Annotated in this window: 15 protein-coding genes; 6 read left to right on the plus strand and 9 right to left on the minus strand. The window is 51.5% G+C overall.

The window, feature by feature from the left end:
* Window positions 1-64 precede the first annotated feature (64 nt).
* The 4 genes from BZJ19_RS05950 (at window position 65) to lpxC (ending at window position 4341) form a co-directional block, all read left to right on the plus strand.
* Window positions 65-835 (plus strand): cell division protein FtsQ/DivIB, encoded by a 771-nt coding sequence (locus tag BZJ19_RS05950; RefSeq protein WP_102136109.1) that lies wholly within the window; start codon window positions 65-67, stop codon window positions 833-835.
* Window positions 836-847: 12 nt separating this feature from the next.
* On the plus strand, window positions 848-2104 hold the full coding sequence (ftsA, locus tag BZJ19_RS05955) for a cell division protein FtsA (RefSeq protein ID WP_077662348.1): 1257 nt from the start codon (window positions 848-850) through the stop codon (window positions 2102-2104).
* Between the two features lie 33 nt (window positions 2105-2137).
* On the plus strand, window positions 2138-3307 hold the full coding sequence (gene ftsZ, locus BZJ19_RS05960) for a cell division protein FtsZ (protein ID WP_077674953.1): 1170 nt from the start codon (window positions 2138-2140) through the stop codon (window positions 3305-3307).
* Window positions 3308-3423: 116 nt separating this feature from the next.
* Window positions 3424-4341 carry a UDP-3-O-acyl-N-acetylglucosamine deacetylase gene (gene lpxC / locus BZJ19_RS05965; RefSeq protein WP_069586604.1) on the plus strand — a complete coding sequence of 306 codons (918 nt, stop codon included), beginning with the start codon at window positions 3424-3426 and terminating at the stop codon, window positions 4339-4341.
* 73 nt (window positions 4342-4414) lie between these two features.
* Here lpxC and BZJ19_RS05970 read toward each other — a convergent pair whose 3' ends face one another.
* Window positions 4415-4876 (minus strand): DUF721 domain-containing protein, encoded by a 462-nt coding sequence (locus tag BZJ19_RS05970; protein WP_096630796.1) that lies wholly within the window; start codon window positions 4874-4876, stop codon window positions 4415-4417.
* Window positions 4877-5292: 416 nt separating this feature from the next.
* Between BZJ19_RS05970 and secA the strand changes: the two genes are divergently transcribed.
* Together secA and mutT are read left to right on the plus strand one after the other, a co-directional pair.
* Window positions 5293-8016, plus strand: coding sequence for a preprotein translocase subunit SecA (gene secA / locus BZJ19_RS05975; RefSeq protein WP_077455358.1), 2724 nt, complete (start codon window positions 5293-5295; stop codon window positions 8014-8016).
* Between the two features lie 136 nt (window positions 8017-8152).
* Window positions 8153-8548 (plus strand): 8-oxo-dGTP diphosphatase MutT, encoded by a 396-nt coding sequence (gene mutT, locus BZJ19_RS05980; RefSeq protein WP_077674954.1) that lies wholly within the window; start codon window positions 8153-8155, stop codon window positions 8546-8548.
* 30 nt (window positions 8549-8578) lie between these two features.
* Here mutT and yacG read toward each other — a convergent pair whose 3' ends face one another.
* From yacG to nadC, 8 genes are all read right to left on the minus strand, one after another.
* Window positions 8579-8785 carry a DNA gyrase inhibitor YacG gene (gene yacG, locus BZJ19_RS05985; RefSeq protein WP_069586608.1) on the minus strand — a complete coding sequence of 69 codons (207 nt, stop codon included), beginning with the start codon at window positions 8783-8785 and terminating at the stop codon, window positions 8579-8581.
* A 4-nt stretch (window positions 8786-8789) separates the two neighbouring features.
* Window positions 8790-9530, minus strand: coding sequence for a cell division protein ZapD (gene zapD / locus BZJ19_RS05990; RefSeq protein ID WP_077674955.1), 741 nt, complete (start codon window positions 9528-9530; stop codon window positions 8790-8792).
* A gap of 24 nt (window positions 9531-9554) precedes the next feature.
* Window positions 9555-10169 carry a dephospho-CoA kinase gene (gene coaE, locus BZJ19_RS05995; protein WP_077674956.1) on the minus strand — a complete coding sequence of 205 codons (615 nt, stop codon included), beginning with the start codon at window positions 10167-10169 and terminating at the stop codon, window positions 9555-9557.
* 4 nt (window positions 10170-10173) lie between these two features.
* Window positions 10174-11040 carry a prepilin peptidase gene (locus tag BZJ19_RS06000; protein WP_077674957.1) on the minus strand — a complete coding sequence of 289 codons (867 nt, stop codon included), beginning with the start codon at window positions 11038-11040 and terminating at the stop codon, window positions 10174-10176.
* A gap of 64 nt (window positions 11041-11104) precedes the next feature.
* Entirely contained in the window at window positions 11105-12319 is a 1215-nt protein-coding gene (locus BZJ19_RS06005; RefSeq protein ID WP_077674958.1) for a type II secretion system F family protein, read from the minus strand.
* 9 nt (window positions 12320-12328) lie between these two features.
* Complete coding sequence (gene pilB / locus BZJ19_RS06010; RefSeq protein ID WP_077674959.1) at window positions 12329-14011, minus strand: type IV-A pilus assembly ATPase PilB; 1683 nt, start codon at window positions 14009-14011, stop codon at window positions 12329-12331.
* A 23-nt stretch (window positions 14012-14034) separates the two neighbouring features.
* The gene (locus BZJ19_RS06015; protein ID WP_077674960.1) at window positions 14035-14442 is read right to left on the minus strand and encodes a pilin; all 408 of its coding nucleotides are present in this window, start codon (window positions 14440-14442) and stop codon (window positions 14035-14037) included.
* Window positions 14443-14688: 246 nt separating this feature from the next.
* On the minus strand, window positions 14689-15597 hold the full coding sequence (gene nadC / locus BZJ19_RS06020) for a carboxylating nicotinate-nucleotide diphosphorylase (RefSeq protein ID WP_077674961.1): 909 nt from the start codon (window positions 15595-15597) through the stop codon (window positions 14689-14691).
* Between the last annotated feature and the right edge of the window lie 8 nt (window positions 15598-15605).

Here is a 15605-nt window from a genome sequence, read left to right on the forward strand (position 1 = left end):
CAGTCGGTTTTTTCGCTGGACGTGTCAAGCTTGCTCGACACCAGGCGATAACAAAGGTATGAGCATGGTAAATGCGCTCACACGCATACAAGAAACAGTGAACCTTGAACGTCAGCAATGGGCGGGATTGGTGTTTCTTACCGCAGTCATTCTTTTGATGGTGACCGGCTTTGTGCGAGTGATTGATTGGATGAGCGACGAGCAGCAGCTGCCTTTGTCTCAGTTGGTCATCGAAGGCGATCGGACTCAGGTCAGTGATCAGCAAGTGCGCGACGCAGTGTTGTCGGTCGGCACCCTGAAAAGTTTTATGTTGCAAGATGTGAATAGCATCCAGGCAAATATCGAGGCGCTGCCTTGGGTTAAGCACGTGGCGGTTCGCAAACAGTGGCCGAACACCTTGAAAGTCCATATTACCGAGTACCAAGCGCGGGCTATCTGGAATGGACAGAAGCTGTTAACGCCTGAGGGTGAGATTTTTGATGGCACGCCGGCGGATGTCGCAGGACAGGATCTGGTGTCTTTGCATGGTATGCCAGAGAGTGCAAAAGAGGTACTTGCCGCCAGTGAGACTTTGAATGCGCAGCTCAATCGCATTGGCTTGTCGATTCAAGCCTTATCACTGAACGAGCGACGCTCTTGGCGTATCGTGACACGTAGCGGCATACGGATTGAGTTGGGTCGAGAAGCACGCGAAGAGCGCTTAGCGCGGTTTGTGCACCTGTACCCTGAGATACAGCAACAACAAACACCGATCGCTTACGTGGACTTACGCTATGACACAGGTGCTGCCGTAGGTTGGAAAACAGAGACGGAAGAGACGACTAGCCAAGATTAAGAGATGGTGTGAATGAATAAAGCGACAGATAAATCACTGATTGTTGGACTGGATATCGGTACGTCCAAAGTGTCTGCGCTGGTCAGTGAAGTGCTGCCAGACGGCACCATCAACGTATTGGGCGTGGGGACCAGCCCGTCTCGTGGCATGGATAAAGGTGGCGTTAACGACCTCGAATCTGTGGTCAAATCCGTCCAGCGTGCGGTGAATGAAGCAGAAATGATGGCGGATTGCCAAATCAGTTCTGTGTATCTTTCTTTGTCAGGAAAGCACATTCACTGCCAGACTGAAAGAGGGATGGGTACGATTTCCGATGAGGAAGTGACCCAAGATGACGTTGACAATGTGATCCATACTGCCAAATCAGTGAAGATTAGTGATGAGCAACGTGTGCTCCATGTGATCCCACAAGAATATAAAATTGACTATCAAGAAGGGATCAAAAACCCAGTGGGGTTGTCAGGCGTGCGTATGGAAGCCAGTGTGCACCTCATCACATGTCACAATGACACGGCAAAAAATATTGAGAAAGCGGTTGAACGCTGTGGTCTTAGAGTTGATCAACTGATTTTCTCCGGCTTGTCAGCAAGCCATGCGGTGATTACACCGGACGAACGTGAGCTGGGTGTCTGCGTTGTCGATATTGGCGGTGGTACTATGGATCTCGCGGTTTGGACGGGAGGCGCGCTACGCCACGCAGAGGTTATCCCTTATGCGGGGAACGTGATTACCAGCGACATCGCTTACGCGTTCGGAACACCGCTTGCCGACGCAGAAGACATTAAAGTGAAGTATGGCTGCGCACTTAGCGAATTGGTCAGCAAGGATGCCAAAGTCAATGTGCCCAGTGTGGGCGGACGCCCATCACGGACATTGCAGCGCCAGACACTGGCAGAAGTGATTGAGCCACGCTGCTCTGAGCTGTTGGGATTGGTCAATCAGAAGCTGGTTGCCATTCAAGACAAGCTACGCAGCGAAGGCGTGAAGCACCAGTTAGCCGCAGGCATTGTACTGACTGGCGGTGCGTCACAGATGCACGGTTTGGTCGAATGTGCTGAGCGTGTATTTCAGAATCAAGTACGAGTTGGGCAGCCTGTGGGTGTCACCGGATTAACCGACTATGTACAAGCACCATGTTATGCAACAGCGGTTGGGCTTTTGCATTACGGCAAAGAAAACTTGCTGACAGAAACGAGTGAACCAGAGCAAAAGCGGGCTGTTGCCAGTTGGGTAAGCAAGCTGAGTAGCTGGTTTAAGAAAGAATTTTAACCCTGATGCGAACAGGAAGGACGGAGAGAACTCATGTTTGAACCGATGATGGAAATGTCTGACGATGCGGTAATTAAAGTCGTTGGCATTGGCGGTGGCGGCGGTAACGCTGTCGAGCATATGGTACGTGAGTCAATCGAAGGCGTTGACTTCATTAGTATTAACACTGACGCCCAAGCGTTGCGTAAAAGCAGCGTTGGTACCGTCATTCAAATTGGTGGTGACATCACCAAAGGCCTAGGCGCGGGCGCAAACCCTCAAGTAGGTCGAGATTCTGCCCTTGAAGATCGCGATGCGATTAAAGCTGAGCTCGAAGGTGCCGATATGGTATTTATCGCAGCAGGAATGGGCGGCGGTACTGGGACAGGTGCAGCACCTATCATCGCAGAAATTGCGAAAGAAATGGGTATCCTCACCGTTGCAGTGGTCACCAAACCATTTAGCTTCGAAGGTAAGAAGCGACTGGCCTTTGCTGAGCAAGGAATTGAAGAGCTGTCTAAGAATGTTGACTCGCTTATCACGATTCCTAACGAAAAACTGCTCAAAGTACTGGGTCGTGGCATAACCTTACTAGATGCGTTTGCGAAAGCGAATGATGTACTTCGTAACGCGGTGCAAGGTATTGCTGAGCTGATTACCCGTCCGGGCCACATCAACGTCGACTTTGCGGATGTCCGCACTGTGATGTCAGAGATGGGGCACGCCATGATGGGAAGCGGGGTTGCTACGGGAGAAGACCGAGCAGAAGAAGCGGCTGAAATGGCCATTTCTAGCCCGCTACTTGAGGACATCGACTTAGCAGGCGCACGCGGTGTGCTGGTGAACATTACCGCTGGTTTCGATATGCGTCTTGATGAATTCGAGACGGTTGGTAACACGGTTAAAGCGTTCGCCTCTGATAATGCGACTGTCGTGATTGGTACCTCGATGGATCCGGAAATGAGCGACGAGCTGCGAGTGACTGTGGTGGCAACGGGGATTGGCAACGAACGTAAGCCAGATATTACCTTGGTGACCAACGCACAGTCTGGGCAAGCACCGGCCGAGCCGAAAAAGGCACAGCCTTTGCAAGAAAAAACACAGGCGGCAACGCCTGCGGCAAAAGAGCAGCCAGCTGCGTCGTCGTCAAACGCGGCGCCAAAATCGCAGACCGAGCATGATTATCTCGATATTCCTGCGTTTTTGCGTAAGCAAGCTGACTAGTGCCAGTGCTTGGTTTGTAGCCAGCGATGTGCTATCATCACGCTCCCTTTGTCTAAGGTGACAGGGTAATGAGTGACGCAGAGCACACTTTTTTGAGAAAAAGTTGAGATAAGCCGATGATAAGACAGCGAACATTAAAAAGTATTGTCGAAACGACCGGTGTGGGCCTCCACTCTGGGCGTAAGGTTACGCTTACTCTGCGTCCGGCTCCTGCGAACACCGGCGTGATTTATCGCCGTACCGATATGGAGCCGCCGGTTGACTTTCCGGCTGATCCAGCGGATGTACGCGACACCATGCTGTGTACCGCGCTCGTCAATGATGAAGGCGTGCGTATCTCGACTGTCGAGCACTTAAGTGCCGCGATTGCCGGTATGGGCATCGATAACATTATTATCGAGGTCAATGCGCCAGAAATTCCGATTATGGATGGTAGCTCAAGCCCATTCATCTTCTTGCTGCAATCTGCTGGTATTGAAGTACAAAACGCACCAAAACGATTCATTCGCATCAAAAAACCTGTTCGCATTGAAGACGGCGACAAATGGGCAGAGCTGGTGCCGTATAACGGTTTCCGCCTCGATTTTGCCATCGACTTCAACCATCCTGCGATTGAATCAGAGCAACAAAATTTGGTGATGGACTTCTCGACACAGTCGTTTATCAAAGATATCAGTCGTGCGCGAACCTTTGGGTTTATGCGCGATATTGAGTACCTGCAATCACAGAACCTGTGTTTGGGCGGCAGCTTTGACTGTGCCATTGTTCTGGATGACTACCGCATCTTGAACGAAGAAGGTCTGCGCTTTGATAACGAGCTCGTGAAGCACAAAGTGTTGGATGCAATTGGCGACCTATACATGTGTGGTCATAGCATCATCGGTGAAATGCGCGCCTATAAATCGGGCCATGCACTGAACAACCAGCTGCTGCGTGCGGTATTGGCGGATCAAGAAGCGTGGGAGTGGGTGACGTTTGAAGAAACGGAAAAATCACCGGTTGCGTTTGCTGACCCAGATATGGTGCTTGCATAAGACTTGCACCTAAATTGGGGTGAGTTGCCTCATTGTGGTAAGTTGCTCAGCACCCTGTTAAATAAAGCCAGAGTCACGACTCTGGCTTTTTTGTGTCTGTCGCTAGCTTGGCTAAGGCTTCTAAACGCGCTTTTAACTTCGGCGAGGCACTTTGCCCCAGCTCATGCAGTAACTCACCCGAGGCTTTGCTCAAATGGCGTGCGGGTGTGGTGGCATCTTCTTCTCTATCCACGGCTGCCAAGGCTGGATTAATTTTCACTTCAATAGTGGTGAGACTGGCGAGGCCTTTTTGCCGTAATACAGACAAAAGGTGTTGGCGCTCGTAATTGAGCCGCATAGCCCAAGCAGCGCTGCCAGCTTCAACCACGAGTACGCCCTCACGATAGTTGGCTACCCGGCATGCCTTGGAGGTTTCGCCTGGCAACAAGGCCAAGATCAGCTTATTCAGCTTGGCGAGCTCAACTGCGCGTTGAGCGATATTGTTGTTGTCGCTCTCCAAGAGGTGCAACGTAGAGCGGGGTCGGTGATCTCGCATGGCTATTGTCTTTTTTATCGTCAATTCGGTGCGTGAACAGTCGCACAGCGTCTAATTTTTCCTAATTGATCCTATCTGTCCCTGATTATTCATAGGATGTCGGTCCAATTTCCCTTATTATAAGTGACCGAATCATTCACAGGTAAGTGTCGCATGGGTAAAGCGACAGGCATAGTGTTTTCAATGCAGCCTGTTAATTTCACAATCAGCTTCGTGGAAAATAAGTTGTTAAGCGGCACTGTCCGCCCTTGAATTCTTTCCGATTTGGCTCCACCTAATAAAGATGCGCGCATTGGCATCTTCTGTCGAATCGATGAACCATAGCCTATCCGCGTTGAACTGAATGCACACCAGCATCATTGCTGTGCAGCTGCCGCCCATGTGGGAAGACCATTAAAAAGAGTACCGGCAACGCCATGTTATCGAAAATCCTGACTAAAGTTATCGGAAGCCGTAATGACCGCACTTTGCGTCGGCTGCGAAAAGTCGTTGATGAAATCAACAAGCTAGAGCCCCAATTTGAATCCCTCAGTGATGATGCGCTAAAAGCGAAAACCGTCGAGTTCCGTGAGCGTCTTGACCAAGGCGCCAGCTTGGACGATCTGCTTCCTGAAGCCTTTGCCACCGTCCGCGAAGCATCTAAGCGTGTGTTTGGTATGCGTCACTTCGATGTTCAGCTGATTGGGGGCATGGTGCTGCACAGTGGCCAGATTGCAGAAATGCGCACCGGTGAAGGTAAAACCCTGACCGCGACCTTGCCGTCTTATTTGAATGCACTGACAGGCAAATCCGTGCACATCGTTACCGTCAACGACTACTTGGCGCAACGTGACGCGGAAACAAACCGCCCGCTATTTGATTTTCTTGGTATGACGGTCGGCGTGAATGTGCCGAACATGCCACCGGAAGCGAAGAAAGCCGCTTACGCGTGTGACATTCTTTACGGTACCAATAACGAATTTGGTTTCGACTACCTGCGCGACAACATGGCGTTCCGTGCGGAAGATCGCGTGCAGCGCGATCGCTACTTCTCAATTGTCGATGAGGTGGACTCCATCTTGATTGATGAGGCGCGTACACCACTGATTATTTCAGGGCCTGCAGAAGACAGCTCAGAAATGTATCAGCGGATCAACGCCTTGATCCCTCAGCTCGAAAAGCAGGACGAAGAAGACTCAGAAGAATACCGTGGCGATGGTCACTACACCGTCGATGAGAAAGCCAAACAGGTTTACATGACCGAAAACGGCCAAGAATTTGTCGAAGAGCTGCTAAAGAAAAACGGCTTGATGGCAGAAGACGATACGCTGTATTCGCCCGCAAACATTAGCTTGTTGCACCATATTAACGCTGCACTCCGTGCCCATGTGCTGTTTGAGCGCGACGTCGATTACATTGTTAAAGAAGACGAAGTGATCATCGTTGATGAGCACACCGGCCGTACCATGCCGGGACGTCGTTGGTCTGAAGGATTACACCAAGCGGTGGAAGCCAAAGAAGGGGTGAAAATCCAAAACGAGAACCAGACGCTGGCCTCGATCACCTTCCAGAACTTCTTCCGACTCTATGAAAAGCTGTCAGGGATGACAGGGACCGCGGACACCGAAGCGTTTGAGTTCCAGTCGATTTATGGATTGGATACCGTGGTTATTCCGACCAACCGCCCGATGGTGCGTAAAGATCATGCTGATCAGGTTTATATGACCGAGCGTGAGAAATTCGCCGCGATTATTGAAGACATTAAAACGCGAGCGAAAGCAGGCCAGCCGGTACTTGTCGGGACCGTCTCAATTGAAAAATCAGAGCTTCTTTCTAATGCGCTGAAAAAAGATGGCATCAAGCATCAGGTCCTCAACGCGAAATTCCACGCCCATGAAGCCGAAATCGTTGAACAAGCCGGTTACCCGGGAACCGTGACAATTGCGACCAATATGGCTGGTCGTGGTACGGATATTGTTCTAGGCGGTAGCTGGAAGCAGGTACTGGGTGATATTGACGAGCCAACAGACGCACAAGTCGAAGCGGCAAAAGAGAAATGGCAGCAGCTCCACGACCAAGTGGTTGAGGCGGGTGGCCTGCACATTATTGGTACGGAGCGTCACGAGTCACGCCGTATTGATAACCAGCTTCGTGGCCGTGCCGGTCGTCAAGGTGACCCAGGTTCGACGCGCTTTTATCTGTCGATGGAAGACTCACTGATGCGCATTTTTGCCTCAGAAAAAGTCTCTAACATGATGAAACGCCTCGGGATGGGTGAAGGTGAAGCGATTGAACACCCTTGGGTGAACAAGGCAATTGAAAACGCGCAACGTAAAGTAGAAGGGCGTAACTTCGACATTCGTAAGCAGCTGCTGGAATTCGATGATGTGGCCAACGATCAGCGTAAAGTGGTCTACGAATTGCGCGACGCACTACTGGTTTCTAGCGATATCAGTGAAATGATTGAGCATAACCGTGAAGATGTAGTGAATGCACTGGTTAGCCAATATATTCCGCCACAATCGTTGGAAGAAATGTGGGATATCGCCGGCCTAGAGCAGCGCTTAAAAGCAGACTTTGATATCGAATTGCCTATCCAACAATGGTTGGATGAAGACGACAAGCTGTATGAAGAGTTATTGCGTGAGCGAATTCTGTCATCGCTGATTGATGTCTATAAGAGCAAAGAAGCGGCGGTGGGTGCTGAAACACTGCGCAACTTCGAAAAAGCGGTTATGCTGCAAACGTTGGATACGCTGTGGAAAGAGCATTTGGCGGCGATGGATCACCTGCGCCAAGGTATCCACCTGCGCGGCTATGCGCAAAAGAATCCGAAGCAGGAGTACAAGCGTGAATCGTTCGAGCTGTTTGAAGACATGCTAGAAGCGCTAAAAACCGACGTGATCACCACACTCAGCCGCGTTCGTGTGCAACAGCCTGATGACGTTGAGCGTATGGAAGCGGAGCGTCAAGCACGTGCCGAGCAAGCGGCTCGCCAACAGCAAGTAAACCACGCCAAAGCCGATAATCCACTCAGTGACGGCGAGGCGAATGCTTCAGGCAACGAGACTGTGGTGCGCGATGGCCGAAAAGTTGGCCGTAATGAGCCGTGTCCATGCGGATCAGGGAAGAAATTTAAACAATGTCACGGTAAAATCTAACCCTGACTATGTATGACTAAAAAGGCCGTTTTAGCGGCCTTTTTTTTATACCCCAAGACGCGCGTTCGCCGACGTGTTTGTCATCGATATCGACATACAGTGGATAGCGCGTAGGCGGTAGTAAGTAGGAGTATTCATGAAACGGGTAAGTATTGCCGCTGGTGTGATTGTTAATGCCGCGCAAGATAAGATATTTATTACACGTCGCCATGCAGATGTGCACCAAGGCGGAAAGTGGGAATTCCCCGGCGGAAAAATTGAAGCCAACGAAACACCGCACCAAGCCGTGGTGCGGGAGCTGCGTGAAGAAGTGGGGATTGATGCCACCGACGTCAGTCCGTTTATTTCGCTAGACTTTGATTTTCCAGACAAAGCATTAAGCTTCGATTTTTTCTTAGTCAGTCGCTTTGAAGGGGAGCCGCAAGGGCAGGAGGGTCAGCATGGTGAGTGGGCACCGATTGCGCGTTTATCCGAGTACACTTTCCCTGAAGCGAATGACGCGGTGCTTGAGAAAATCCGTGCTCGATTTTAAGCACGGATCGTTTGTCTTGGCAGGTGGAGATTACTCCGCCTGTCCTTCTGACCATAGGTCGTCATCAGAGCTGTCTGGTGCGCCTGGAATCGCCTTTTCTTCATTGGCCCATTCCCCTAAATCAATCAACTGACAACGTTTGCTGCAAAACGGGCGATGCGGGCTGATTTCGCCCCAAACAACAGGTTGTTGGCAGGTTGGACATTTCACCACCGCGGGGGTATCACTCACGCTCATCTCCTTAACAGACACTGATAAATACCGGCATATTGTCGGCGACCTCGCGATCATCGTCAAATGGCATAAAACGGATCGCAAAACGGTTTTTGTGTCCTGAAACCAAAGGATAAACGCCGAGATCGGGGTTGACCTGAATCCGGATCAGGCACGCGCCATCAGCGTCTTGTTGATAGAAGCCTTGCTTAACCTCGACATTCCCACCTTGTGCGCTTTCTCGGGTCAGTTGCAACCAAAATGCTAAGGCATGACGCAGCGGTGATAGCGTGGCGAGCCAGCCATTAATCGCGTTTTGGCGGGCGGCCAAAGGCTGATGTAACCAATGGTGGAAAATGGGCAAATCAAAACTACAGCTGCCACCGGGAATGGAGAATCGCTGTTTGATGCTGGTCAAGAAGCGATCTTCGCGTAGTGCTTGGCCAAAACGCTTGGCTTGTAAGACCGCACGTTGGTGCTCGGCCAATTGCTCGAGCAGTTGTTGCAGCTGCTGTTGGTCGACTTGGGGCACATTGGCCCATGCGTTGAGCTTTTTCTTGAGCTTATCCAAATCCTTGGCAAGATCCGCTTTCACTTGCACTTGTTCTAATATTTCCAGCAAATCAAATAGACTGCGGAAAAATTGAATATGGTGGCAAGGGGCCGATAATCCGCTCACTTCGTCCAATTGATCGAGCAGGTACTCTAGGCGCAAATAAATTCGCACCTGTTCATTGAGTGGGTGTTCATACAAAGTGAGGCTGGTCATAAATGTTTTGCGATCCTAATCCGGTTACTCCCCGGTGTGATGTTGGGCGGCCAAGGTTAAATACGTCTGGTGTAAGGCATCAATCTGGTGTTGGAGTTCCGTCTCTGGTTGATCATTGTTGATGATGTCGTCGGCGACCGCAAGTCGCTGTGCACGGGTTGCTTGGGCTGCCAGAATGGCATCGACTTGCTGGCGGCTCACGCCGTCTCGCTCTAATGTCCGTACAATTTGGGTTTGCTCATCAACATCGACCACCAAAATACGGTCTGCTAATGCCATGAGGTTATTTTCCACCAATAACGGCACCACAAGCAAACAGTAGGAAGAGCGTGCTTGCGCGCAAGCGCTGATCATCTGGGTGCGGATCATTGGGTGCAGTAAGTCATCTAACCAACGTTTGTCGTCAGGGTGCGAAAAGACCCGCTCTCTGAGCCAAGCGCGATTCAATTGCCCATCGGACTGCAAGGCTGATTCACCAAAGCGCGCGGCGATTGCCGCCAGCCCTTCACTGCCAACCGCCACCACATCGCGTGCAATCACATCAGCATCAATCACCTCGATACCTTTGGCAGCAAACTGGTTGGCAACCGTGGTTTTGCCGCTACCGATACCGCCAGTCAGCCCGATCACTAATCCCATTAACCTATACTCCCAATACTTGTGAAAGATACCAGTGTAACAGGCCATCACCCCACAGGAGGCAGACCCAGCCGGCGATCGCAATAAAAGGACCAAAGGCAAACGGCTGTTGCAGTCCTTGCTGCTGTCGGCGGAGTACGATCGTGCCAATCACGGCGCCACTCAATGAGGCCAGCAGGATCAATAGCGGCAGTACTTGCCATCCCAGCCAAGCCCCCAAGGCGGCAAAAAGCTTAAAGTCGCCATAGCCCATGCCTTCTTTGCCGGTGGTGAGCTTAAAGGCCCAAAAGAGGCTCCAAAGGCTGACATAACCGACCATGGCGCCAATCACACTTTCACTGAGGGTGACTGGGCTGATGCCGATAAGAGCAAGGCCGATGCCGGCCCACATCAAAGGTAAGGTGAGTTGATCGGGCAGCAACAGAGTTTCCCAATCAATCAAGGTTAGGGCTAGCAAGACTAAACTGGCCGCCATCACGGCGATGGCCCATGTCGGGGAGGTGAAAAGCCATGCGGGGAGCATGCAAAGTATTGCGCTGGTCAGCTCCACCAACGGATAGCGTTTACTTATGGGGTGCTGACAATGGCGGCAGCGGCCTTTTAAAGCCAGCCAACTGAGCAGCGGAATATTGTCATACCAGCGAATGGTTTGCTCACAGGCCGGACAGTGAGACGCGGGGAGACACAAATCAAAACGCTGCCCGTCAGGGGCGTCAATATTAGCATCGGGAAACGTGGCCAAGCATTCTTGGCGCCAACGACGCGCCATCATGATTGGCAAACGTGCGATAACCACATTTAAAAAGCTACCGATAATCAGGCCGAATAGGCCGGCAAGAACGATGAATAACGGCGATGAGAATATCAACATGGGACCTTCTGGGTATAAACCTTGTGCGCATCATAGCGCCTTGTGGCGAGAGACTCTATCTTGGCTAGCCAAGAACGGACATCAGATTGAAAATCGGTAAATACATGGCCACCACCAAGCCGCCAATCAATAGCCCCAGCACTAAAATTAACAGGGGCTCGATGATTTTACCGAGGTTGTCCACGGTGTTATCGACTTCGGCTTCATAGATTTGCGCGATGCGGTTGAGCATATTATCGAGTGATCCCGACTCTTCGCCAATCATCACCATTTGCGTAACCATTACAGGGAAGCTTTCGCTGTCACGCAATGCTTGGTGGAGTGGAATACCGGTCGCGGTGTGCTGGTAAACTGCGTTGAGCGCGTGAACATAATAGGCGTTGGTCATGGATTTCGTTGCCGCTTGTAAGCCAGAAAGTAACGGAATGCCGGCACTAAAGGTGGTGGCGAGGGTACGAGAAAACTTAGCAATGCAGGCTTTACTCACCACTTCACCGATGACGGGCAGTCGCAGTAGCCAGCGGTCATAGTAATATTGGTAGGTCGCGTTCTTACGCTGCAGTAGCTGGTGGGTAGCGGCAAGGCCCGCCATTATAAGTGTGATGGTCAATGCGTGTTGGCTCACGATGTCCGATAAGGCGAGGACTTGTTGGGTCAGCCAAGGTAGCTCGGCGCCGAAGGAGTCAAAAATATGTTTAAATTTCGGGATCACGAATACCAGCAGATAGGCACTCACTCCCAAGGCCACGCTGATCACGATGGTGGGATAGATCATGGCTTTAATCACTTTACTGCGAAGCTGCGCCTGCTTTTCACGATACAAGGTTAACCGGGCAAAGACCTGCGGCAATTGCCCGGTTTGCTCGCCTGTTGCGACCAGATCGCAGTAGAAGCGATCAAACAAGGGACTCGCTTGCGCCAACGCATCACTCAAACTGGTACCGGCTTCGAGTTGCTGGCGAATATGACGCACTAGCAAGCGCATCTCGGCTTTGACCTGATTGAGCGCGATGAGGTTGAGAGCTTGTACGATGGGGATCCCAGACTCAAGCAGGGTGGTGAGATCGCGGGAAAACTGAGTGATATCCGCCGCGTTGGCTTTGTGACGGCGCTGCTGAAAGCTCGATAGCCGACGGCGAATGATGCGTGTGGGCAAGATCGATTGGCTCGCCAGCTGTTGGCGAGCATCCTGCTCGGTATAGGCGAACACCTGACCTTTTTTGTCGCCGCCTGCAGCGGCTTGACGCCAATGAAAGAGAAACAGCGTAGGTTTGGCCATGAAGACTCCTTAGGCAAGCTGAATAACGCGAGTAAGCTCTTGAATGCTGGTGATCCCTTGGTTGAGTTTGGCAATCCCGGATTCGGCTAATCGCCACATCCCTTCCTCCGTCGCCAGTTGGGTCAGTTCGATGGCACTGGCATTGCGGTAAATAGCGCTGGCAATGGTCTCGGTCACAGGAAGCACCTCATACACCCCTGTGCGACCTTGATAGCCTTGATAACACTGATAGCAGCCGTGAGGATGGGCTTGGTACAAGGTGTTTGGGGTTAAAGTCGGGTAGAGGTTGGCTAAGTGCTGAAGGTGCGGGTCATCAGCTGGATGCGGCTGTTTACACATCGGACATAAACGGCGGACCAAACGTTGGGCCACCACCAAGGTTAGAGAACTAGCAAGGTTGTAGGGCGCAATGCCCATATGAGATAAACGGGTGATGCTCTCGGCGGCGGAATTGGTATGCAGGGTTGATAACACCAGATGACCGGTTTGCGCGGCCTTGATCCCGATTTCAGCGGTGTCGAGATCGCGAATTTCCCCCACCATGACCACATCGGGATCTTGACGCAAAAACGCACGGAGTGCGGTGGCAAAATCTAAACCAATGGCCGTATTAACGTTGACTTGGTTGACGCCCTCTAGCTGGATCTCAACCGGATCTTCGACGGTGGCTATATTGCGCTCGGGCTGATTGAGATATTTTAACCGACTGTATAAAGAGACGGTTTTGCCGCTTCCGGTTGGGCCGGTAAACAAAATCATGCCTTGCGGTCTATCCAATGCGTCTTGATAGTGCTGGCGTTGCCACTCGGTTAAGCCTAAATCATGCAAGGTTAATTGCTGTTGGCCATTATCTAGCAGACGAACCACCACTTTCTCACCCCAAATGGTTGGCAAGGTAGAGACGCGCATATCGACGGTGTGATCGGCGGTGAGGGTCAGTTTGATGCGCCCGTCCTGTGGCAAACGTCGTTCAGCAATGTTGAGTTGAGCTAAGATTTTGAGCCGGGTCGATAGCCGCCGCGAGACCCCAGCCGGAGGATGAGCATAGGTTTGCAATAAACCGTCTTGGCGAAAGCGAATTTGGTAGTGATGCTCAAAGGGCTCGAAGTGCACGTCGGAGGCTTTTTTGCGCACCGCATCCACTAAGATCTGTTGAATGTAGCGACTGATGGGCGCCTGATCGCTTTGTAGCTCGGCACTGTCCTCTTGTGGGCTATCGGTGACGGTCAGGGCCGCTAAGTCCTGATCACTGATGGTGATGCCATCGCCAGTGCCATCGATATCTGCCCCGTATAAGTGACGCAAAGCGGCATCCAAATCTGGCTGACTGAGCACCACCAACCGGACATTGAGCCCAGTAGAAAAGCGAAAGTCAGCGACAGCTTCTGCGTAATCTGGATCACTGACCCCCAGCAATAGCTCTTGGCCTTGCTGAGCAAGCGGCAGCACTTGATGACGCTGAATCAAATCGCGCCGGTCGAGGGCATAGCAGGTGTCTTGAAACGGATACTGATGGCTTTCTGCAAATGGAAGATGGTGCAGGTTAGCGAGGGTGTTGGCGAGCGCGGTGGGGTCAACCCCAGCATCGAGTATATGCGTAAGACTGAGCGAGGTATTGTCGCCAATGCCCAGCATATCGCGCTGGGCATCAGTCAATAAACCGGCTTGATACAACTGAGCGGTCGGGATCATCGTCAGTCCCTGCTGTGTATTCGTTAAGGTTTTGGTGTATTAGGACCATCGCAGCCATTAACTGCTATGGTTGTCGATGGTTGATCGCACTTCCAGTGGCCTTTAGCAGAGCGTGAGAGCTTCACGTCTCCACCTCCCGGTAACCCCTGTACGGCTAGAGACATGCTACCTTCAACACCTTTAGTCGTACTGAGTGTTACCTCTGAAGGAATCCCGAGAGTTTCTTTGTCCGTGTCTTTTGGGAACTCGCCATCTTCCATAATTTTTGCTTCTACCACGGAGCGCATATTGGTCAGCGTGGCAATCGCGGCAGTGACTTTGGCTTTGTCTTGATACTTTTGGTATTGCGGAATGGCGATGGCTGTCAGGGCGCCAATAATGCCTAATACCACCAGTAACTCAATCAAGCTAAACCCTTGTTGCTTTTGCATCCTATTTCTCTCCTCGTAATAATGAGTTGCCGCAAAGTGAGTGGACAACAATCAGTGCCAGCACTTTACGCTCGTGTGTGGCGCAAAAAAGAGGGGAAACATGAGTTTGGGAGCTAAGGGTAAAACCCTGGTGTAATAGTGGGCTTTTTGTGCGGCTGCGTTCGACAGACTACAAATTTTTTGTCACGAAATTGTTATAAAAAGGCCGCTGGTCAGAAGCGGCCTCATCACCTGCGAACAAAAGGATTACTGAAAGCGCATGGATAAGTCGAGCGCAGTAACATGCTTGGTCAGTGCGCCTACGGAAATATAATCCACGCCGGTGGCGGCATAGTCGGCGAGGGTGTCCAAGGTGACGTTTCCAGACACTTCGAGGGCGACACGGCCTTGGTTGAGCGCTACCGCTTCACGCATCATAGGAATGGTAAAATTATCCAGCATCACCACGTCGGCACCTGCATCAATCGCTTGTTTCAGCTCGGCCAGGGTTTCTGTTTCCACTTCCACTGGCTTATTCGGGTTAAGGCGACGGGCTTCTTGCACGGCATTGCCAATGCCACCACAGGCAAGAATATGATTTTCTTTAATCAAATACGCATCGAACACCCCAATTCGGTGATTATGGCCGCCACCACACGCAACCGCGTACTTCAACGCACTACGCATTCCTGGAATGGTTTTGCGGGTGTCGAGTAATTGCGTGTGCGTGCCATTGAGCGCCGCCACATAGGTCGCCACCTTACTGGCACACCCTGATAAGGTTTGAATTAAATTCATTGCATTACGCTCGCCGGTCAAAATAATCCGCGAGGGGCCGTGCAGAGTGCACAAGGTCTGATTTGGCGTCACTGTGTCGCCATCTTTGACATGCCAAGTGAGCGACACGGTACCGCCGAGTTGCCGAAACACCTCATCGGCAAACGCCTGACCACAAAATACTCCAGCTTCTCGGGTGATCAAAATAGCGGTGGAGACCGAGTCGGCAGAGATTAAGCTTGCGGTAATGTCCTGACTGGGATCAATCTCTCCTCCCAAGTCTTCTCGAAGTGTCTCAGAAACTAGACGTTTTACGTCCGCATCAAGGTGCGAGGTGAGATAAGCAAAGCGGCTATCGCTATCGTGTACCGCGCGAAATGGAGAAGTTGTCGACGTCATCTTGGCTC

The organism is Salinivibrio proteolyticus, assembly GCF_001996165.1.
Taxonomy (GTDB): domain Bacteria; phylum Pseudomonadota; class Gammaproteobacteria; order Enterobacterales; family Vibrionaceae; genus Salinivibrio; species Salinivibrio proteolyticus.